Origin of the sequence: Citrobacter sp. Igbk 17, assembly GCF_028069775.1 — a bacterium.
GTDB lineage: Bacteria > Pseudomonadota > Gammaproteobacteria > Enterobacterales > Enterobacteriaceae > Citrobacter.
The window spans coordinates 39,550-61,088 of record NZ_JANEWI010000012.1 but is presented as its reverse complement, the minus strand read 5'-3'; the positions used below and the strand labels follow the sequence as shown (position 1 = coordinate 61,088).

17 protein-coding genes are annotated in these 21,539 nt (G+C 50.9%); 12 read left to right on the top strand and 5 right to left on the bottom strand.

Annotated elements, in window-relative coordinates; translation table 11 throughout:
- Positions 1–193: 193 nt before the first annotated feature.
- The gene (gene setB / locus NNO08_RS09545; protein ID WP_271456621.1) at positions 194–1,375 is read left to right on the top strand and encodes a sugar efflux transporter SetB; all 1,182 of its coding nucleotides are present in this window, start codon (positions 194–196) and stop codon (positions 1,373–1,375) included.
- On the opposite strand, the gene NNO08_RS09540 is transcribed toward setB, so the two are convergent.
- Entirely contained in the window at positions 1,372–1,626 is a 255-nt protein-coding gene (locus NNO08_RS09540) for a YkgJ family cysteine cluster protein (protein ID WP_271456620.1), read from the bottom strand. The two genes, setB and NNO08_RS09540, sit on opposite strands and share 4 nt — an antisense overlap.
- 235 nt (positions 1,627–1,861) lie before the next feature.
- Here NNO08_RS09540 and yeiP point away from each other — a divergent pair, with 235 nt between their 5' ends.
- Positions 1,862–2,434: an elongation factor P-like protein YeiP gene (yeiP, locus tag NNO08_RS09535; protein WP_271440077.1), complete on the top strand. Its 573-nt coding sequence runs from the start codon at positions 1,862–1,864 to the stop codon at positions 2,432–2,434.
- A gap of 55 nt (positions 2,435–2,489) precedes the next feature.
- On the opposite strand, the gene torD is transcribed toward yeiP, so the two are convergent.
- The 3 genes from torD to torC are packed head-to-tail and all read right to left on the bottom strand — an operon-like array spanning position 2,490 to position 6,753.
- Positions 2,490–3,122 carry a molecular chaperone TorD gene (gene torD / locus NNO08_RS09530; protein ID WP_271456619.1) on the bottom strand — a complete coding sequence of 211 codons (633 nt, stop codon included), beginning with the start codon at positions 3,120–3,122 and terminating at the stop codon, positions 2,490–2,492.
- Positions 3,112–5,610, bottom strand: coding sequence for a trimethylamine-N-oxide reductase TorA (gene torA, locus NNO08_RS09525; protein WP_271456618.1), 2,499 nt, complete (start codon positions 5,608–5,610; stop codon positions 3,112–3,114). The genes torD and torA overlap by 11 nt, the downstream gene beginning before the upstream one ends.
- 12 nt (positions 5,611–5,622) lie before the next feature.
- Complete coding sequence (torC, locus tag NNO08_RS09520; RefSeq protein ID WP_271440080.1) at positions 5,623–6,753, bottom strand: pentaheme c-type cytochrome TorC; 1,131 nt, start codon at positions 6,751–6,753, stop codon at positions 5,623–5,625.
- Positions 6,754–6,920: 167 nt separating this feature from the next.
- Between torC and pdxR the strand changes: the two genes are divergently transcribed.
- Positions 6,921–8,402, top strand: coding sequence for a MocR-like pyridoxine biosynthesis transcription factor PdxR (pdxR, locus tag NNO08_RS09515; RefSeq protein WP_271456617.1), 1,482 nt, complete (start codon positions 6,921–6,923; stop codon positions 8,400–8,402).
- Between the two features lie 70 nt (positions 8,403–8,472).
- Here pdxR and uxuA read toward each other — a convergent pair whose 3' ends face one another.
- Entirely contained in the window at positions 8,473–9,663 is a 1,191-nt protein-coding gene (gene uxuA / locus NNO08_RS09510; protein ID WP_271456616.1) for a mannonate dehydratase, read from the bottom strand.
- 202 nt (positions 9,664–9,865) lie between these two features.
- Here uxuA and NNO08_RS09505 point away from each other — a divergent pair, with 202 nt between their 5' ends.
- The 9 genes from NNO08_RS09505 (at position 9,866) to yejF (ending at position 21,537) form a co-directional block, all read left to right on the top strand.
- Positions 9,866–11,332 (top strand): mannitol dehydrogenase family protein, encoded by a 1,467-nt coding sequence (locus tag NNO08_RS09505; RefSeq protein ID WP_271456615.1) that lies wholly within the window; start codon positions 9,866–9,868, stop codon positions 11,330–11,332.
- 119 nt (positions 11,333–11,451) lie between these two features.
- Positions 11,452–12,438, top strand: a complete 987-nt coding sequence (locus NNO08_RS09500) for a CobW family GTP-binding protein (protein ID WP_271440084.1) — start codon at positions 11,452–11,454, stop codon at positions 12,436–12,438.
- Positions 12,439–12,472: 34 nt separating this feature from the next.
- Positions 12,473–13,186 (top strand): phosphatase PAP2 family protein, encoded by a 714-nt coding sequence (locus NNO08_RS09495; RefSeq protein ID WP_271440085.1) that lies wholly within the window; start codon positions 12,473–12,475, stop codon positions 13,184–13,186.
- A gap of 413 nt (positions 13,187–13,599) precedes the next feature.
- Positions 13,600–14,169, top strand: a complete 570-nt coding sequence (gene mepS, locus NNO08_RS09490) for a bifunctional murein DD-endopeptidase/murein LD-carboxypeptidase (protein ID WP_121584825.1) — start codon at positions 13,600–13,602, stop codon at positions 14,167–14,169.
- 182 nt (positions 14,170–14,351) lie between these two features.
- A complete protein-coding gene (locus NNO08_RS09485; RefSeq protein ID WP_271454365.1) occupies positions 14,352–15,911 on the top strand; it encodes a cyclic di-GMP phosphodiesterase in 1,560 nt (519 codons plus the stop codon).
- Between the two features lie 100 nt (positions 15,912–16,011).
- Complete coding sequence (locus NNO08_RS09480; protein WP_271456614.1) at positions 16,012–17,826, top strand: extracellular solute-binding protein; 1,815 nt, start codon at positions 16,012–16,014, stop codon at positions 17,824–17,826.
- Positions 17,827–18,921 carry a microcin C ABC transporter permease YejB gene (locus NNO08_RS09475; protein WP_040230596.1) on the top strand — a complete coding sequence of 365 codons (1,095 nt, stop codon included), beginning with the start codon at positions 17,827–17,829 and terminating at the stop codon, positions 18,919–18,921.
- Positions 18,921–19,946, top strand: a complete 1,026-nt coding sequence (locus tag NNO08_RS09470; RefSeq protein WP_137384091.1) for an ABC transporter permease — start codon at positions 18,921–18,923, stop codon at positions 19,944–19,946. Before NNO08_RS09475 ends, NNO08_RS09470 begins: the two co-directional genes overlap by 1 nt.
- A gap of 1 nt (position 19,947) precedes the next feature.
- Positions 19,948–21,537, top strand: coding sequence for a microcin C ABC transporter ATP-binding protein YejF (gene yejF, locus NNO08_RS09465; RefSeq protein ID WP_271456613.1), 1,590 nt, complete (start codon positions 19,948–19,950; stop codon positions 21,535–21,537).
- The last annotated feature ends 2 nt before the right edge of the window (positions 21,538–21,539 follow it).

Sequence of the window (21,539 nt, the reverse complement as noted above, 5' to 3'; positions counted from 1 at the left end):
TTTTCTCGACGGTTCTTTGAAACAAGCTGACGCAAAAACGTGTTCAGCTACTCAACTTCAGCATCGTCAGCATGTGGACTTCTCAGACTGAAATGACATTTTGATTTTCCATATCGATTTTGATTTAGTGCCCTGTTTATTTTCTGGCGAGCAGCGTAAACTCCGCCTCTCTTCACTCCACTGATAGCTAAACATGCATAACACCCCCGTAGCCGCCACACCCAAGGCGTTTGATTTAACGTCTTCGGCGTTCCTGCTTGTCGCTTTTCTCACGGGTATCGCCGGGGCATTGCAGACACCTACGCTCAGCCTTTTTCTGACCGATGAAGTCCATGCTCGTCCGGGAATGGTGGGTTTCTTTTTTACCGGTAGCGCCGTCATCGGCATTTTGGTAAGTCAGTTTCTGGCCGGACGCTCTGACAAAAAAGGCGATCGTAAAAACCTGATCGTTTTTTGCTGCGTACTTGGCATGCTGGCCTGCGTGCTGTTTGCCTGGAACCGAAACTATTTTATTTTGCTGTTTGTCGGTGTATTCCTCAGTAGCTTTGGCTCCACCGCCAACCCGCAAATGTTTGCTCTCGCCCGTGAACATGCCGATCGCACTGGCCGGGAAGCCGTCATGTTCAGCTCTATTTTACGTGCTCAGGTTTCACTGGCCTGGGTGATCGGCCCACCATTGGCCTATGCGCTGGCCATGGGATTCAGCTTTACGGTGATGTATCTCAGCGCCGCGGTGGCATTTATTATCTGCGGCGTGATGGTCTGGTTTTTCTTACCGTCAATGAACAAAAGCGTACCTCTCACAACAGGTGCGGTTGAGGCTCCACGCCGTAATCGTCGTGATACGCTGCTGCTTTTTGCTATCTGCACATTAATGTGGGGCACCAACAGCCTCTATATCATTAATATGCCGCTGTTTATCATCAATGAACTGCATCTGCCGGAAAAACTCGCCGGTATCATGATGGGTACCGCCGCAGGGTTGGAAATCCCAACCATGCTGATTGCCGGATATTTTGCGAAACGTCTGGGCAAACGTCTGTTGATGAGAATTGCCGCCATCGCCGGGTTCTTTTTTTATGCGGGCATGCTGTTGGCACATTCACCGGCGGTTTTGCTCGGCTTACAGTTGCTGAACGCGATTTACATCGGCATCCTCGGCGGGATTGGCATGCTTTATTTTCAGGATTTGATGCCGGGACAGGCGGGATCAGCAACAACGCTGTACACCAATACCATCCGCGTAGGCTGGATCATTGCCGGCTCGTTGGCAGGTATTGCTGCCGAAATCTGGAATTACCACGCCGTATTCTGGTTTGCGCTGGTGATGATCGTCGCGACGGTTGTGTGCCTGGTGCGCATCAAAGACGTTTAAGGTGCAGTCAACGCTTCAAGCTCAATAAGGTACAGCATGGCCTGGTGTGTCGTTTTACCGCACATTTCCGCACTGGGTTGCAAACCGGCACACACTTTTGGGCGCAACGGAGACGCAAAAATCTTACAGCGCAGGGATTCATCTAGCTGAACGCATGCCGTATTGGCGGGCTTGCCATCAGGCATGCCAGGGATAGGGCTGGAGATAGAAGGCGCAGTGCAACATGCGCCACAATCCGGACGGCATTCCATACAGTATTCTCTTTAGGGTAAACCATCGGATTGTTCAGGTAGCGAACAGTATACACAAATTCATTCGGCGTACCTCAAGATGGCATGCACACAGCCAACAACGAGGTAACCAGAAGGACGGAGTGTATACCACCTTTTTTGCACCAGCAAAAGTGTGAATTCCGCTTGCCTGAATGCCCCGGCGCGAGTAGTTTGACGCGATATTTTAGACACTCCTCACTACAGGATTTTTTCGATGCCAAGAGCGAACGAAATTAAAAAAGGTATGGTACTGAATTACAACGGCAAACTGCTGATTGTAAAAGATATCGATATTCAATCACCGTCCGCACGTGGTGCAGCTACGCTGTACAAAATGCGTTTTTCTGATGTCCGTACTGGTCTGAAAGTTGAAGAGCGCTTCAAAGGCGACGATATTGTAGATACCGTCACCCTGAGCCGCCGCGGGGTTGATTTCTCCTACGTTGATGGCAACGAATATGTCTTTATGGATAAAGAAGACTATACCCCGTATACCTTCACTAAAGACCAGATTGAAGAAGAGCTGCTGTTCATCCCGGAAGGCGGGATGCCGGACATGCAGGTACTGACCTGGGACGGCCAATTACTGGCGCTTGAACTGCCGCAGACCGTAGATCTGGAAATCGTTGAAACCGCACCGGGTATTAAAGGTGCTTCAGCGAGTGCGCGCAACAAGCCAGCAACCCTGAGCACCGGCCTGGTGATCCAGGTTCCTGAGTATCTGAGTGCAGGTGAAAAAATCCGTATTCATATCGAAGAACGCCGCTATATGGGTCGCGCAGATTAATACCTCTGCCACACATTGACGTTCAGGGACAGCACAGGCTGTCCCTTTGTCATTTTCAGCGTTGACTACTGAGATAAAAATCATCCATTAACAGTGATTCCAGATACTGCTCATCTTCCCGTATAAAACCCACAATTACGCTAACCGCCCGCGCATAAAATCCCGCCTCATCACGCTGCTGGCAGCTATCACGAAACAAGGGTGCCCAACACATAATGTGATGATGCAAAAAGTAATATTGTGCAGATAGCGTTTCCTCTTTGGCCACCATCCTCGCCATCAAAGCCAGCTGTATAGCGATATGATCGGAGGGTTCATTTTCCTGCGCAGCCAGTCCGTGTTCAGCCAACAGTACATTCATTTGTCGACGTTCTTCAGCCGCCGTTGTATGGGGATAATGTCCCGCATACGGGGAAACACCACCAGGCGGTGCCAGCAGAAATAACGTTGTAAAATCTGCGGCCAGCTCCAGTTGTCGGCTTTCACGACGCAGAACCTGCGTCAGGCTACGCTCCAGTTTTTTAACATCCAGCGAAAGCCCGGGAATACCCGCCAGCGACGCCAGCCACTGTCGGGTATCCTCGCTTTCAAGACGAGCGAGTTGTTTCTGGTCCAGCTCACGAAACAGCAATTGTGAAAACCACTGATAGACCGCGGCGCGTTGCTGGAAAATAAGGCTATGCTGCATTGTCCCCCTCCTCTTTCACTATCTCCGGCCCACCAAATCCCGTGACCGGTGGAACATGTTGCTGATAGCGTTCGACATCCACCAGCACGGTATGTGCTGAAGGCCCTTGCGCCAGTTGAGACGTACCAATATCCGCACTCAGGACATTAGGATCGCCATAGGTACATAGCGTCCCTGCTTTCCCACCTTCCAGTGGGGAATACCATGCCCCTTCATGAATGCGGATCACGCCGGGGGTAAAATCAGGGCTAATCACCACCCCCGCCAGCACCTGACCGCGCGCGTTAAAGACCCGTGCAATATCCCCGGCTTTTAAACCCCGCGCGGCAGCATCTTGCTCGCTGATGTAAAGCGGTTCTCTTCCGGCTACCGCATACGTGCTGCGAAACGCATCACTTGAGCACAACTGGGAGTGCAGGCGTTTATCCGGATGACAGGATTGCAGGTGCAGTGGATATTTGTCTTTTTTACCCTGATGGCTACGTTCAAACGGCTCCATCCATACCGGATGCCCAGGGCAATCGTCATACTGAAAACCGGCGATCGTTTTGCTGTAAATTTCAATCAGACCTGATGGTGTACCCAGAGGATTAAGATCGGGCTGATCGCGAAATTCGCCATGACGAACCCACGGTTGTCCCGCGGGATATTCAACATACCCTTCACCTTTCCAGAACGAGTCAAAGTCTGGCAACGTGACACCGAGCGAGGCACCCATTTTGACGCCTTCGTCATAGAGCGCTTGTACCCACTGCATTTCATCGCGGTTTTCCCGGTATACCGACTCCTTGTCAAAACGTTTACAGAGTCCGGCAAACACGTCGAAATCATGCCGCGCTTCATATTGCGGTTTGACGACCTGATGCAGCGCCATCAGCCCCTTATTTGAATGGGTACCAAACTGCTCAATATCGTTGCGTTCAAAGCGTGTGGTAACAGGCAGGACGATATCGGCAAAACGACAGGATGCAGTCCATTGGTGATCTAACACCACCACGGTCTCCAGTTTCTTCCACGCCTCGATCATTCGGTTGCGATCCTGCTGGGCGTGGAACGGGTTCGCCGCGCTGAAGATCGCCATTTTGATGTCAGGGTAGATTAACGTCTCGCCGTTAAAGGCGATCTTTTTGCCCGGTTCCAGCAGGCAATCAACAATACGTGAGGTAGGAATATGCTCGGATACGCCGCGAAAATCCGGTTTATACTTCGCCTCTGGCGGATTGTTAATGCTCCCCAGACCAGAAAGTACCGGCCCGGCTGACGTTACCGTCCCTCCGCCGTTGTAGTGCCAGCCGAACCCCACACCACCGCCCGGTAACCCAATTTGACCGACCATACTGGCCAGCACCACCAGCATCCAGGGATACTGTTCGCCGTGGTGCATACGCTGTACGCACCAGCCGCCCATAAACTGCGTCCGGCCTTTCACCAGCAGCCGGGCAAAATCACGGATCTGATCCGCCGTCAGCCCACAGATTTCCGCAGCCCACTCGGCGTTTTTCGGTTGCTTGTCTGTTTCTCCCATCAGGTAGGGTAAAAACTGCTCGAAGCCGACGGTGTAGTCGTTAATGAATGCCGTGTCGTACAGTTTTTCTTCATACAGGGTATGTGCGAGTGCCAGCAGTAACGCAACATCGGTTTGTGGTCGTAACGCCAGCTGTTCACACCCCAGAAAATTTTGTGATTTGCTCCGCACCGGATCAACGCTGATGACGCGCATTTTGCCCTGGGCGACGGCCTCTTTGATCTGCTGCCAGTAGCCAAACGCGTCGTGATCGGGAACCAAAAATTCAATCTGCAAATTCTTAATGGGATCACAGCCCCACAGTACGATGGTATTGCTGTTCTCGATAACCAGCGGCAGCGAGGTTTGCTGCTCATAGACTTCAAGCGAACCAATTACATGCGGCAAGATAACCTGCGCTGCAGCCGCTGAGTAGTCGCCTACGGTCGTCACATAGCTACCATGCAAACCGAGCCCTCTGTCCATTGCACCGCCAGCCTTGTGGTATTTGCCCACCATTTGCCAATCCGCCAGCCCGGTAAAGACGCCGGATGAACCGTAGGTTTTTTGCACCCGCTCAAGCTCTTCATAAAACAGGTCCAGCGCCTGATCCCAGCTAACCCGCACAAAACGATTATCTCCCCGCTGGCTACGATCCGACTTCTCACGCTTGCGTAACCAGTCCAGTCGAACCATCGGATAACGAACCCGTGAAGGGTTGTAGACGATTTCACGTACCGCATTGAGCATATCGCACGGGTGTTTGTCATGTTTGAACGGTCGCGTTTCCGTCCACTCGCCGTTAACCACTTTGGCTTCAAAAGCACCATAATGTGAGCCGGATTGGATCCATTGTTCGGGGTTTTCCCCCGCCGCCCATACTTTTGATATCAGCGGATTAGGCGCCAGCGCACTGGCTGCGCCAACCGCCAGCATTCCGGTCAGAAAACGACGGCGTGACGGATTAAAGTCATGAATATCCATATCTTATCCTTATTATTTGTTGGGTTCAGACACATCACTGGCGTGGGTCTGGAGGTATTTCAACAACGTACGTTCTTCCACCGGATTGAGTCGATAATACGTCGACATCGCTTTCAGTCCGGCAATCCAGCCGTTGGCGGTGTATCGGGTAGCCGGTGGCGTGCTGTGACAGGCGCTACACGTCGATTGCAGCATCTGATCCGAGTACTCCCACACCGGCGTAATGCTATCGATGAGTCCCTGCGCGGAGGTCCATGCGGTCACACTCACCTGCTGCCATTCCTGATGCGAACCAGGGTCAGTCTGGGTTTGCAGGACTTTCACGTTTTCCATCAGTGAAGCATCAAGGACCGCGGAGAAGACGCGTTTGCCCATATACTGGGTGATCACCCGCCCACGCCCCTTGCTTTCACGCCAGCCCGTCACTTCCAACTGGACGTTGTTCCCCTCTTTTTGCAGCACCTTGACCTGGGTTGCCGGAAATAACAGCGCTTTCCCTGCTGGTGCCCCCGCCGTAGCTGTTAGTGTTTTTTCGCTTAACGAAAACAGCGTCGTCGCAGTTGATAGTTTTTCCCCCTGCTGTTGTAGCTGCTTGTAGCGATCGCGAAAGCCACTGCTCATGTCCGGTTTGTGGTGCGCGATCCCTTTGTGACAGTCAATGCAGTTGCTGTCCTTCGCTGCCGCCGCCGTCATCTGTGCTGCGGCATTGGCGGATTGTTTTCCATGATCCATCGCTTCATAGCTGTGACACGATTTACAGGCTGCCGAATTGTTGGCACTCATCCGTGCCCACTCTCGCTGGGCGAGCTCAGCCCGTTTGGCATTGAACTTTTCCGGGGTATCAATCGAAGGTGAGATAAAGGTGTGGTAGAGATCGTTTAAGGCTTCGGTTTTACGCACAAGCGTCGGGACGACTCCCGGGGGAATGTGGCAATCCTTACACTCCGCTCGTACACCAGAGGCATTACGAAAATGCACACTGGTCTTATACTCCTCTCCTGATGTGCGCATCGAGTGGCACGATAAACAAAACTCCGTAGTGCTGGTGTAATGGACTCCTTGCCATGTTCCCCAAATAACAATGGCCATTACGACTGCGCCACCTAACGCACACCAAAGCGCGTTCTTTTTTATCCACGACATACCTGCCTCCATTTTTTTAATAGCATCACGCTAAGGGATATTAAAAAGCAAAAATAGAGACAGCGATTTCAGATTATAGGAACAGCCTTAACTCTATGAGGCGTGTCAAAATAGCAATATGCTGAAACGTGTAATATGCCCCTATTGTTTAAACAAGGAATTTCCTCATGCTGACACTGTCTCTCAATAGGGAAAGTCGCACCCCGCTACAATTGCAGATCTTTCAATTTTACTTTCAGGCAATTCAGCAAGGCGATTTGCTTTGCGGGGATAAACTGCCCTCTATCCGCGAGCAGGCGCAGACGCTAAACGTGGCCAAAATCACGGTGGTGATGGCGTATGAAAAACTGATGGCGGCCGGTTTTATCAAGAGCAGGCAGGGTATCGGCTATGAAGTCACATTTACGGCACCTATGCGTAGTCCCCCGGTACACGTGCCATCTGCGGAAGGCTCACCGCCGATAAAGCCGAAGCCTGCCGGTGTTTCTACCGATGTTTACGCTGAAATGGGGCGTGAGTGCTATTGCCGGATGGGCGTCCCTGACCCCAATGCGTTTCCCTGGTCAAACTGGCGTAAATGGAATAATGCCCCCAGCGTACTTAAAGAGCAGCTACTGACCCGATATCATTCACCAAACGGATTATTTTCATTACGTGAGCAAATTGTCAGATACCTTAATTTATCCCGTGGCATTAATACCAGTGCACAAAACATCATCATTACTGATGGAATTCAGGAAGGGTTATCACTGCTCAGCCAAATATTTATTATTCATCACACCCTAAGCCAGAATAAAAAATGTCACGTGGTCGCCGAATCACCTTGTTATTCTGGTGCATGGCATCTGTTTAATTATTATGGTGCCGATATTACGTCTATTGCCGTGGATAATCACGGGCTGTGCACCGATAATTTACCTGAGGTTGAAACCCAGCTTTGTTATGTGACACCCGCTCATCAGTATCCAATGGGCAGTGTTCTGTCACTTGAACGACGTAAGTCATTACTCACGTGGGCACAGCGAGTGGGCGCCTGGATTATTGAAGACGATTACGACGCCGTATTTACGTATGGTGAGAATCCCCTTCCGGCACTGAAAGCCATGGATTACCACAACCGGGTTATCTACATGGGGACCTTCTCAAAAACGCTGGGACCGGGGGCACGTCTCGGTTACCTCGTTTGCCCTGATGAACTGCTGCCCGCCGTTCAAAATATGAAAGCGCTGAACAACAATGGTAGCCAGTGGTTATTGCAGCAGTTTTTAGCCGAGTTAATGCAAAACCAGGTGTTTTATACTCATCTCGGCAAGCTAGCCAGCAACTACGCAGCACGCCTCGCATTACTGCGTGATGGCTTATCAGCCCTGTTCCCTGAAGGAAAGATCGATGGTGCCTCGGCAGGGTTACATCTCTCATTGCGCATTAACTGGTCGCCTGACATCATCGCAAAACTACGCCAGCGCTGTCTGCGGGCAGGGGTACGCTTTGATACATTACAGGAAATTGAAAACGGTTCAGAAACAGCCTGGAGGCAAAAAAATTCCGATGCGGTGATGTTCTTTGGTTTTGGCGGGTTGCAGGTGCCGCACCTCAGAAAGGTATTAAATGTACTGGAGCAGGAGATGTGTGCGTTATTACAGCAATAACAACGCACCTGAGTATTGCCGGGGGCGGTACAAGCGCCATCCGGCAATTTATGGTCTCGTGTTGAACGAATTACAGCAGATCGCGAAACTGCGTTTTTTTCAGCGCCAGCTCCACGCCGCGAACTTCTGCCAGCCCTTTCAGGCGACCAATCGCGGAGTAGCCCGGATTCGTTTTCTTGTGCAGATCGTCAAGCATCTGATGTCCATGATCCGGGCGCATTGGGATCGGACGCAAATCACCCGCTTTCTTACGGCGTTGCTCTTCGCTCAAAATGGCTGCCACCACCGATACCATATCCACGTCGCCCTGCAAGTGTGCGCCTTCGTGGAAGGTTTTCGGGTTTTCTTCACGGCAGGTTGAACGCAAGTGTGTGAAGTGAATACGATCGCCAAAGGTCTCAATCATTTTTACCAGATCGTTATCGGCGCGCACGCCGTACGAGCCGGTACACATGGTGAAACCATTATTGATGCTATCTACCGTTTCTTTCAGCCATTGCATATCTTCAATGGTCGACACGATACGTGGCAGACCGAGGATTGGCCGTGGCGGATCATCAGGATGCACTGCCAGACGTACGCCAACTTCCTCGGCAACAGGCACAATCGCCCGCAGGAATACAGCCATGTTATTGCGCAGTTCGTCTTTGCTGATCCCATCATATTCCGCCAGGCGCGCGCGGAACTGATCCAGCGTATAACCTTCTTCGGCACCCGGCAGACCAGCAATAATGTTGCGGGTCAGCTTTTCAATGTCGGCAGCGGTCATTGCATTGAAATAATCCAGCGCCTGACGCTGCTCTTCAGCGGTGTAATCGGCTTCGGCCCCCGGACGTTGCAGAATGTGCAATTCAAAAGCCGCAAACGCAATCTGGTCGAAACGCAGCGCTTTGGACCCATCCGGTAGCTGATATTCAAGGTCGGTACGCGTCCAGTCCAGGATCGGCATGAAGTTGTAGCACACGGTATCAATGCCGCAGGTCGCCAGGTTTCGAATACTTTGCTGGTAGTTTGCAATCCACATCTGATATTGGCCGGACTGTGTTTTGATGTCTTCGTGGACAGGGATACTTTCCACCACCGACCAGGTCAGCCCTTTTTCGGCCAGAATCGCCTGGCGCTTTTGAATTTCTTCTACGGGCCACACTTCACCGTTTGGAATGTGGTGCAAGGCGGTCACAACACCCGTTGCGCCAGCCTGACGCACATCATCAAGCGATACTGGATCGTTTGGTCCGTACCAACGCCAGGTTTGTTCCATTGCTTCACCTCACAAGTTGTTATACCAAATTAAACGACTTTTATGACGACTACCATACAGGCATCCGGTATACGATCAACACATCGCCCATCATTGATTGATCCAGCTCACATTACCCGGATAAATGAGGCACACCAATTCAATTTGTTGTCATATAACTTTATACTGCCATTGTTAATTAATGGTTAATCAGGTGTATTTAATGAAGACTATTGCCTCAGCATCTCTTGCGGAAAATGTCGTAATGCCTCAGTACGATCGCCAACAGCTAAAAACGCGGATCGTACATTTTGGTTTCGGTGCATTTCATCGTGCCCATCAGGCGTTATTGACCGACCGGGTGCTAAATTCGCAGGGCGGAGACTGGGGGATTTGTGAGATCAGCCTGTTCAGCGGCGACCGGTTGATGAGCCAGCTACGCGAGCAGGATCATTTATTTACCGTGCTGGAAAAAGGTGCGGCCGGTAACCAGCCAATTATCGTCGGGGCCGTCAACGAGTGCCTGAATGCAAAACTGGATTCGCTGGCTGCTATTATTGAGAAATTCTGCGAGCCTCAGGTCGCGATTGTCTCGTTAACCATTACGGAAAAAGGCTACTGTATCGATCCTGCCACCGGGTCACTCGATATCACTAACCCGCGTATTATTCACGATCTGCAAGTACCGGATGAACCCCACTCTGCACCGGGTATTATTGTTGAGGCACTGCACCGCCGACGTCAACGTGGGCTGCAACCGTTTACTGTCCTCTCCTGTGATAACATCCCGGACAATGGTCATGTGGTAAAAAACGCCGTACTGGGAATGGCGGAGAAACGCTCGCCTGAACTGGCTAACTGGATTCGGGAGCACGTCAGTTTCCCGGGAACCATGGTAGACCGGATTGTCCCGGCAGCGACTGAAGAATCACTGGATGAAATTGCCCGCGAATTAGGCGTGGCAGACCCTTGCGCAATCAGCTGCGAGCCGTTTATTCAGTGGGTCATTGAAGACCATTTTGTCAGCGGCCGTCCGCAATGGGAAACGGCCGGTGTACAGATGGTTGATGACGTTTTGCCGTGGGAGCAAATGAAGCTACGGATGCTGAACGGTAGCCATTCGTTTCTCGCTTACCTCGGTTATCTGGCGGGATTCCAGCATATCAGCGACTGTATGCAGGACCGCGCATTTCGCGAAGCGGCTCACCGCCTGATGCTCAGCGAACAAGCCCCGACGCTGCGCATCACCAATGTCGATTTAGACCAGTATGCCGACAGCCTGCTGGAACGCTTTGCCAATCCGGCGCTAAAACATAAAACCTGGCAAATCGCGATGGATGGCAGCCAAAAATTACCCCAACGAATGCTGGACGGGATTCGCGTTCATTTAGCACGTCAAAGCGAGTGGCCGCTGCTGGCACTCGGCATTGCGGGCTGGATGCGCTACGTAAGCGGAATTGATGATTCAGGTGCAATTATTGATATTCGTGACCCGATGAGTGACAAAATCCGCACTATCGTCGAACAGAGTACGGAATCAGAACGCGTCAGCGCGCTGCTTTCACTGCATGAAATCTTCGACACAGACCTCGCACAGAACCCACAATTCGTCGATACCGTGGAACGAGCCTGGCAACGTATCGCCCAGTACGGTGCACATCAGGCTGTCATCGAGACGTTAAAAAGTTAACGATTTCTGCCATTAAACAGGACGAAGTTCGTCTTCGTCCTCTCTGCCCTTCTCTTTTCCCCCGTTTTTCGCCAGGATTGTTAAAAGCCATTACGGTAATTTATGATTCTGGAGTAAACGTGACTAAAACCAATCTCATCACGGGTTTTCTCGGCAGTGGCAAAACCACCTCTATTCTTCATCTATTGGCCAACAAAGACCCCGCAGAGAAGTGGGCCGTTCTGGTCAATGAGTTTGGCGAAGTGGGTATCGACGGCGCACTGCTCGCTGATAGCGGCGCATTGCTCAAAGAGATCCCCGGTGGCTGTATGTGCTGCGTTAATGGTTTGCCCATGCAGGTTGGCCTCAATACGCTGTTACGTCAGGGAAAACCGGATCGGCTGCTGATTGAGCCCACCGGTCTCGGACATCCCAAACAGATTCTGGATTTACTGACCGCGCCGGTTTACGAACCGTGGATCGACTTGCGCGCAACGATTTGTATCCTGGATCCTCGCCTGTTGCTGGATGAGAAAAGCGTAGCGAATGAGAATTTCCGCGATCAGCTGGCCTCTGCCGATATCATCGTTGCCAATAAATCCGATCGTGCCACGACAGAAAGCGAAATTGCGCTGCAAACCTGGTGGCAACACTACGGCGGCAACCGCCAGTTAGTTCACGCCGATCATGGGCAAATCGACGGACAATTACTGGATTTGCCCCGGCTGAATCTGACGGAGCTTCCTTCCAGCGCAGCACATACTCACCAGCATGCTGATAAAAAAGGGCTGGCAGCCCTAAGCCTGCCTGCGCAGCAACGCTGGCGTCGCAGTCTGAACAGCGGTCAGGGACATCAGGCCTGCGGCTGGATTTTTGACGCTGATACGGTGTTCGATACCATCGGCCTGTTGGAATGGTCACGTCTCGCCCCTGTTGGGCGTGTGAAGGGAGTGATGCGTATTAAAGAGGGGCTGGTGCGTATCAATCGTCAGGGTGAGGACTGGCATATTGAGACGCAAAACGTCGCTCCTCCTGATAGCCGTATTGAACTCATCTCCGATACCGAGACCGACTGGAATGCATTACAGAGTGCATTGTTGAGGCTTCGTTTAGACGTTGGCGCGTAAGGTTGCCTCCGTTTTATGGCAATGGTAAACGACGATGAAAACCCGATACCCACAAATACTCCTGCTTAATATTGCTGGTCTGGCGCTATTTCTGTCCTGGTACCTTCCACACGGGCATGGGTTCTGGTTTTCTCTTGATTCGGGCATCTTCCACTTCTTCAATCATAAGCTGGTTGAGAGCCCGCTCTTTCTGTGGATTGTCGCTGTCACCAATAACCGGGCATTTGACGGCTGTTCATTATTGGCGATGGGTACATTAATGCTGAGTTTTTGGCTAAAAGAAACGCAGGAAGGTCGTCGCCGTATTGTGGCAATTGGGCTGGTGATGCTGCTAACTGCGGTGATATTAAACCAGTTGGGCCAGGCGCTTATTCCGGTTAAGCGCGCCAGCCCCACTCTCACATTCGATAATATTAATCGCGTCAGCGAGCTGCTGCATATTTCAACAAAAGATGCGTCCAGAGACAGTTTTCCTGGCGATCACGGTATGATGCTGCTTATTTTTTCCGCATTTATGCTGCGTTATTTCGGAAAAGTCGCAGGAATAATCGGCCTTATTATAACTGTGGTTTTTGCCTTTCCACGCGTAATGATCGGCGCGCATTGGCTCACAGATATCGTGGTAGGTTCAATGACCGTCGTATTGATTGGCTTGCCCTGGTGGTTAATGACGCCATTAAGCGATCGCCTGGTTATGCTGTTTGCCCATTATCTTCCCGGTAAAAACAAACAATTTTTAAACAAATAACGCAGAGTAATTAACATCATCAGGGATGCTTCTGATTTCCTGATGATATCTGCCGGGAATTTATCATTCTGACTGTCATTCTCCTGTCATATTATTCCTGTTTAAAATGAATGAATTGCGTGTTTTTTACTCTATCTGTTCTTAATTTAGCCAATGCAGTTTATTCACTTTCTGTATCACTTTTTCTTATAAGAAATCACATAAAATCACTCGCAATGACCGGAGCGATCGGGTAACCTCAGACTCGTTTTGCCTCGCGGGATAATTATTCACTATAAGAATAAATTTGTGCGTTCTGCCACAGATTTGACCTTAAAGAATTGTCTCATCATGCGTTGGTAATTAGTCTCGTCACGTTTGGCATTTTTTATAACGATATTTATCGTTAAGGACTTCAAGGGAAAACAAACAAAATGGTCAAATCTCAACCGATTTTGAGATATATCTTGCGGGGGATTCCCGCGATAGCAGTTGCGGTTCTGCTTTCTGCATGTAGCACAACAAACACCGCGAAGAATATGCATTCTGAGACGCATGCTGTGGGTAATGGAGATAACTCTTCACTGCAAGCCTCTCAGGATGAATTTGAAAGTATGGTACGTAATATCGATGTTAAATCACGTATTATGGATCAATACGCTGACTGGAAAGGCGTGCGTTACCGCCTTGGCGGCAGCACTAAAAAAGGTATTGATTGTTCAAGCTTCGTACAGCGTACGTTCCGCGAGCAATTTGGTTTAGAGCTTCCGCGCTCAACCTACGAGCAACAGGAAACGGGCAAATCCGTTTCGCGCACTAATCTGCGCACAGGCGATCTGGTTCTGTTCCGTGCGGGTTCCACCGGCCGTCACGTCGGTATCTATATCGGCAATAACCAGTTTGTACATGCCTCGACCAGCAGTGGCGTTATCATTTCCAGCATGAACGAGCCTTACTGGAAAAAACGTTACAACGAAGCTCGCCGGGTCCTGAGCCGCAGTTAATTTCGTTTGGCAGCTATCCCTTGGCTATCCTGATGAGACTTATCAAAAGCACTGCTTCGGCAGTGCTTTTTGCGTTGCGCTATGTTTAAGAAAAATCTCACTATACGAATCAATCCAGGTTATAGTTTTACAGATCAAGCCGTTTAATAATAAGCAGATACCCCAGGTAAACATAAGGAACTATGTTCAGACGTCCTTCATCTTCCAGTCGAAATGTCCTTTTTACCTGTATTTTTACGGGGGTAGCCGTCGCGGTACTTGTCAGCACCCTGCAGTTTTTTGCCACCTGGCACAAACGAGATGTTAAGTACGAAACGCTTCTTTCCGATATCGAATATTACATCAGCAGTTACCTCTCAGACCTCAAAAGCACAACAGATGCCCTGCAACCGCTGGTCTCATACAATTGCCAACAAGTTGCCGCCAAGCTGACCGCCAGCGCAGCGTTTAACCTCAATGTACGCGCTTTTTTGTTGGTAAAAGAGGGTATTGCTTTCTGCTCCTCCGCAACTGGCGCGATGGATTCGCCTATTCTGTCGCTGATTCCGAAGCTGGATATCCACAAAGATGTCGATGTGGAATTGCTGTCCGGTACCCCGATGATGCCTGACAAACCGGCGATCATGATTTGGCACCGGAATCCTTCATTTAATAATAGTGGCGTGTTTTCCTCACTGAATATCAATCTGGCACCTTACCTGCTCTATACCGCCCGAGAAGATGATTTTGACGGTATTGCGATTATTGTCGGTGATACCGCTATCACGACATTTTCATCCCAACTGATAGACGTCTCCGCACTTCCGGATACCACCTGGCGTCAGACGACGCTGAAAGGGATCCCCATGAAGATTCGGCTATACGCGCAAGAGTGGACGTACACTGACGTCTGGTATGCCGTCATGTTGGGATGTATGGCCGGGATCATGACTGGGTTGCTTTTGTGGTACTACATCTACGCCATTCGTTTACGCCCGGGAAAAGATATTCTCAACGCCATCAAACACGATCAGTTTTATGTGGTCTACCAACCGGTCGTTGAAATGGCGACGCTGGAAGTAAAAGGCGTAGAAGTATTGTTACGCTGGCGCCACCCGACAACAGGTGAGATCCCGCCAGATGCTTTTATTCACTACGCTGAATCACAACAAATGATTGTGCCGCTGACGCAGCATCTGTTCAAACTGGTGGCCCGTGATGCCCCTGCATTAAAAAAAGTGTTACCGCAAGGTGCAAAACTCGGGCTCAACATCGCGCCAACGCACCTGCATGGTGAGAGCTTTAAAGACGATATCCAGCACCTGAATGCCTCCCTGCCGCCACGCCATTTCCAGGTTGTACTGGAAATCACCGAACGCGATATGCTCAATCAGCACGAGGCATCAAAGCTTTTTGAATGGCTACACTCTGCCGGATTCGAAATTGCCATTGATGATTTCGGCACTGGCCACAGCGCACTCATTTATCTGGAACGCTTTACCGTTGACTATCTGAAAATCGACCGAGGATTTATCAACGCCATTGGGACAGAAACGCTAACGTCTCCAGTACTGGATGCGGTGTTGACACTGTCTAAGCGTCTTAATATGCTGACGGTTGCCGAAGGGGTAGAAACGCCTGAGCAAGCCCGATGGCTGCGCGATCGCGGGGTTCATTTCTTCCAGGGATACTGGATCAGCCGCCCATTAATGCTTGATGATTTTGTGCGTTGGATGGCGCAACCCGATAAGCCAACGTGGTGATCGCACCAGGCGATTTATATATTTTCACTCGCCACCCCAACCGCTATTTCTCAGGCAAGAGGCCTGTCGGGTTGTGGCAGGACAAGGAAACCTCTGTGATATGATTCCTCGCGTACTGCTTCTGTTTATCGCCCTTATCGGGTTTAGCGTTCATGCCCAATCCATCAAAGAAAGCTACGCCTTTGCCGTGTTGGGCGAACCCAAGTACGCATTTAATTTTAATCACTTTGATTATGTTAACCCTGCGGCCCCCAAAGGCGGACAACTCACCCTCTCCGCCATTGGTACCTTTGACAACTTCAACCGCTACTCGATGCGCGGCAACCCTGGCGCACGCACCGAAACGCTCTACGATACACTGTTTACCACTTCGGATGATGAACCCGGCAGCTACTACCCGCTTATCGCTGACAGAGCGCGTTACGCCGATGATTACTCATGGGTAGAAATCGCGATTAATCCGCGGGCCCGTTTCCACGATGGTTCCCCCATTACCGCACGCGATGTCGAATTCACCTTCCATAAATTTATGACCGAAGGCGTACCGCAGTTTCGTTTGGTCTACAAAGGAACAACGGTAAAGGCAATTGCCCCGTTAACAGTGCGAATTGAACTCGCCAAACCGGGCAAAGAGGATATGCTCAGCCTGTTTTCCTTACCCGTTATGCCCGAAAAGTACTGGAAAGATCACAAGCTCAGCGACCCCTTGTCATCTCCACCCCTTGCCAGCGGCCCTTATCGCATCAGTCAATGGAAAATGGGACAGTACATTGTTTATTCGCGCGTTAAAGATTATTGGGCGGCAAACCTGCCCGTCAATCGCGGGCGCTGGAACTTTGATACCATCCGCTACGATTACTATTTAGATGATAACGTCGCTTTTGAAGCGTTTAAGGCTGGAGCATTCGACCTGCGACTTGAAAACGATGCAAAAAATTGGGCAACCCGTTATACCGGTAAGAATTTCGCGAATCATTACATTGTCAAAGACGAACAAAAGAATGAGTCCGCACAGGACACACGATGGTTAGCCTTTAACATTCAACGTCCAATGTTTAGTGACCGACGAGTACGGGAAGCGATTACGCTGGCCTTCGATTTTGAATGGATGAATAAGGCCCTGTTTTATAATGCCTGGAGTCGGACAAACAGTTATTTCCAGAACACCGAGTATGCAGCCAGAAGTTATCCCGATGCGGATGAACTGGTGATCCTTGCGCCAATGAAAAAAGATCTGCCACCGGAAGTTTTCAGTCAAATCTATCAACCGCCGATGTCGAAAGGCGATGGCTACGATCGTGAAAACCTGTTGAAAGCCGATACGTTACTCCAACAGGCGGGATGGATACTGAAAGGGCAACAACGGATAAATAGCACCAGCGGTAAACCGCTGACCTTCGAGTTATTACTCCCGGCAGGCAGCAACAGCCAGTGGGTATTGCCATTCCAGCATAACCTACAGCGGTTAGGTATTACGATGAATATCCGCCAGGTCGATAACTCGCAAATCACTAACCGTTTGCGCAGCCGTGACTATGACATGATGCCCAGGCTCTATCGCGCAATGCCGTGGCCAAGCTCAGACCTGCAAATTCTCTGGGCCTCTGAATATATAGATTCCAGCTATAACGCGCCCGGTGTGCAAAGCCCGGTCATTGATAAACTGATTAGCCAGATCATTGCCGCACAAGGGAATAAAGCCAAACTGATCCCGTTGGGGCGGGCACTGGACCGGGTATTAACCTGGAACTACTACATGTTGCCGATGTGGTACATGGCAGAAGATCGTATCGCCTGGTGGGATAAGTTCTCGCATCCGGCTATCCGCCCGATTTATACCATTGGCATCGACAACTGGTGGTATGACGTCAACAAAGCGGCGAAACTTCCCGCAGCCAGAAGACAGGGAGAGTAAATGGGCGCTTATCTGATTCGACGTCTGCTGCTGGTGATCCCCACGCTCTGGGCCATCATTACTATCAACTTTTTTATCGTACAGATTGCACCTGGCGGTCCTGTTGAACAGGCCGTCGCCGCCATTGAGTTCGGACAAAGCGGTGCGTTGCCCGGTGCGGGCAGCGAAGGTGTTCGCGCCAGCCACGCGCAAACCGGCGTTGGGAATATCAGCGACAGTAACTACCGTGGCGGCCGGGGCCTTGACCCGGAGGTGATTGCGGAAATTACCCGTCGCTACGGATTCGATAAGCCCATTCATGAACGCTATTTCAAGATGCTCTGGGACTATATCCGTTTTGATTTTGGCGACAGTCTGTTTCGCAGCGCCTCTGTTCTTACGCTAATCAAAGACAGCCTGCCGGTGTCCGTGACTTTGGGGCTCTGGAGTACACTCATCATCTATCTGGTGTCGATTCCACTTGGTATCCGCAAAGCAGTCCACAACGGTAGTCGTTTTGACGTCTGGAGCAGTGCTTTCATTATTATCGGCTACGCCATCCCCGCATTCCTGTTCGCGATTTTGCTGATCGTCTTTTTTGCCGGAGGCAGCTATTACGACCTGTTCCCGCTACGCGGACTGGTGTCCGCTAATTTTGACGCCCTGCCCTGGTATCAAAAAATTACCGACTATCTGTGGCACATTACCCTGCCTGTGCTGGCAACCGTGGTGGGTGGGTTCGCCGCGCTGACCATGCTGACTAAAAACTCATTTCTGGATGAGGTACGTAAGCAATATGTCGTTACTGCGCGTGCCAAAGGCGTTAGTGAGAAAAATATTCTATGGAAGCATGTGTTCCGCAATGCCATGTTGCTGGTAATCGCAGGATTTCCCGCCACATTTATCAGCATGTTTTTCACCGGTTCGCTGCTGATCGAAGTGATGTTTTCGCTTAATGGTCTGGGATTACTGGGGTATGAATCTACCGTATCGCGCGACTACCCGGTGATGTTCGGCACACTCTACATCTTCACCCTGATCGGCCTGTTGCTCAATATCCTTAGTGATATCAGCTATACGTTGGTCGATCCTCGTATTGATTTCGAGGGACGCTAATGTCGCGATTAAGCCCCGTCAATCAGGCCCGCTGGGCGCGTTTTCGTCATAACCGCCGCGGCTACTGGTCATTATGGATTTTTTTGGTGTTGTTTGGCCTGAGCATGTGTTCCGAGCTGATCGCAAATGATAAGCCGCTGTTGGTTCGCTATGACGGCAGCTGGTATGTCCCTCTGGTTAAAAACTACAGTGAAAGCGATTTCGGCGGCCCGTTAGCAACAAAGGCTGATTACCAGGATCCGTGGCTGCAACACCGCCTGGAGAGCCAGGGTTGGATACTATGGGCCCCCATCCGGTTCGGCGCTACCAGCATCAACTTTGCCACCGATAAGCCCTTCCCCTCGCCGCCCTCTGCGCAAAACTGGCTGGGTACTGACGCAAATGGTGGTGACGTGCTGGCGCGTATCCTTTACGGCACCCGCATCTCAATTCTGTTTGGCTTGATGCTGACCCTGTGTTCCAGCGTCATGGGGGTGATGGCCGGCGCACTACAGGGATATTACGGCGGTAAGGTAGACCTGTGGGGACAACGGTTCATCGAAGTGTGGTCTGGTATGCCAACGCTGTTTCTGATTATTTTGCTCTCCAGCGTCGTTCAGCCTAACTTCTGGTGGCTATTAGCGATCACCGTGCTGTTTGGCTGGATGAGCCTGGTTGGCGTGGTACGCGCGGAATTTCTGCGCACCCGAAACTTTGATTACATTCGCGCAGCGCAAGCGCTCGGGGTTAGCGATCGCAGTATTATTTTGCGTCATATGTTGCCGAATGCGATGGTTGCCGCCCTGACCTTTTTACCGTTTATTTTATGCGCCTCAATCACCACGCTCACCTCGCTGGATTTTCTCGGGTTCGGATTACCGCTCGGCTCTCCATCACTAGGAGAATTGCTGTTGCAGGGTAAAAATAACCTTCAGGCCCCGTGGCTTGGGATCACCGCGTTTGTCTCCGTTGCCCTCTTATTATCGCTACTGATTTTTATTGGTGAAGCGGTACGCGACGCATTTGATCCCAATAAGGCGATTTAAGATGACACAACCTCTGTTAGCCATTGAGAATTTATCCGTCGGTTTTCGTCAACAAGATACCGTACGCAATGTAGTCAACACACTCTCTTTGCGCCTTGATGCTGGGCAAACACTGGCGCTGGTGGGTGAATCTGGTTCAGGTAAAAGCGTCACCGCGCTTTCGGTGTTGCGTCTGTTGCCCACGCCGCCTGCGGTGTACCTCTCCGGTGATATCCGCTTTCACGGTGAATCATTACTTCACGCTAACGAGCAGACACTTCGCGGTGTACGGGGAAATAAAATCGCCATGATTTTCCAGGAGCCAATGGTATCGTTAAACCCATTGCATAACCTTGAAAAACAGCTCTATGAAGTCCTGTCGTTGCATAGGGGAATGCGTCGGGAAGCCGCACGGGCAGAAATTCTGACCTGTCTGGATCGTGTAGGCATTCGCCATGCAGCAAAACGCCTTACAGATTATCCGCACCAGCTTTCCGGCGGTGAGCGCCAGCGCGTAATGATTGCTATGGCGCTGTTAACCCGCCCGGAGCTGTTGATTGCCGACGAACCCACAACCGCGCTGGATGTCTCTGTGCAGGCGCAAATTCTGCAACTGCTGCGAGAATTGCAGCGTGAGCTGAACATGGGATTGCTGTTCATCACTCATAATCTCAGCATCGTAAGAAAGCTGGCCGATTCCATTGCCGTCATGCAGAACGGTCAATGCGTTGAACAAAACCGTGCCGAGCCACTGCTTGCTGCACCAACCCATACCTACACGCAGAAACTGTTAAATAGTGAACCCTCTGGCGATCCCGTCCCTTTACCTGCCGGACAACCGCCATTACTGGAAGTGAATGGGCTCAGCGTCGCCTTCCCTGTACGCAAGGGTATCCTCAAGCGCGTGGTGGATCATAACGTGGTGGTTAACAACGTCAGTTTTACCCTCAGGCCCGGTGAAACACTGGGGCTGGTGGGCGAATCAGGATCCGGGAAAAGTACCACCGGTCTGGCGCTGCTGCGATTAATCACATCACAAGGCAGTATTGTGTTCGATGGTCTGGCGCTGCATACCTTAAATCGTCGCCAACTGTTGCCAGTACGTCACCGCATTCAGGTTGTCTTTCAGGACCCTAACTCGTCACTGAATCCGCGTTTGAGCGTATTACAAATTATTGAAGAGGGATTGCGCGTTCACCAGCCAACGCTTTCCGCTGAACAGCGTGAAGCGCAGGTAAAAGCCGTGATGGCTGAAGTCGGACTCGATAGCGAAACCCGCCATCGTTATCCTGCAGAGTTTTCCGGTGGTCAACGCCAACGCATAGCCATTGCCAGGGCATTGATTCTCAAACCCTCACTGATCATTCTGGATGAGCCGACATCCTCGCTCGACAGAACCGTACAGGCGCAAATCCTCACGCTGTTAAAGTCCTTACAGGAAAAGCATCGTCTGGCCTATATCTTTATCAGCCATGATTTGCATGTCGTACGTGCGTTATGCCATCAGGTTATTGTGTTGCGGCAGGGAGAAGTCGTGGAACAGGGGCAATGCGAGCACGTATTTAACGCGCCACAACAGGCCTATACGCGTCAGCTGCTCGCGCTAAGCTGACG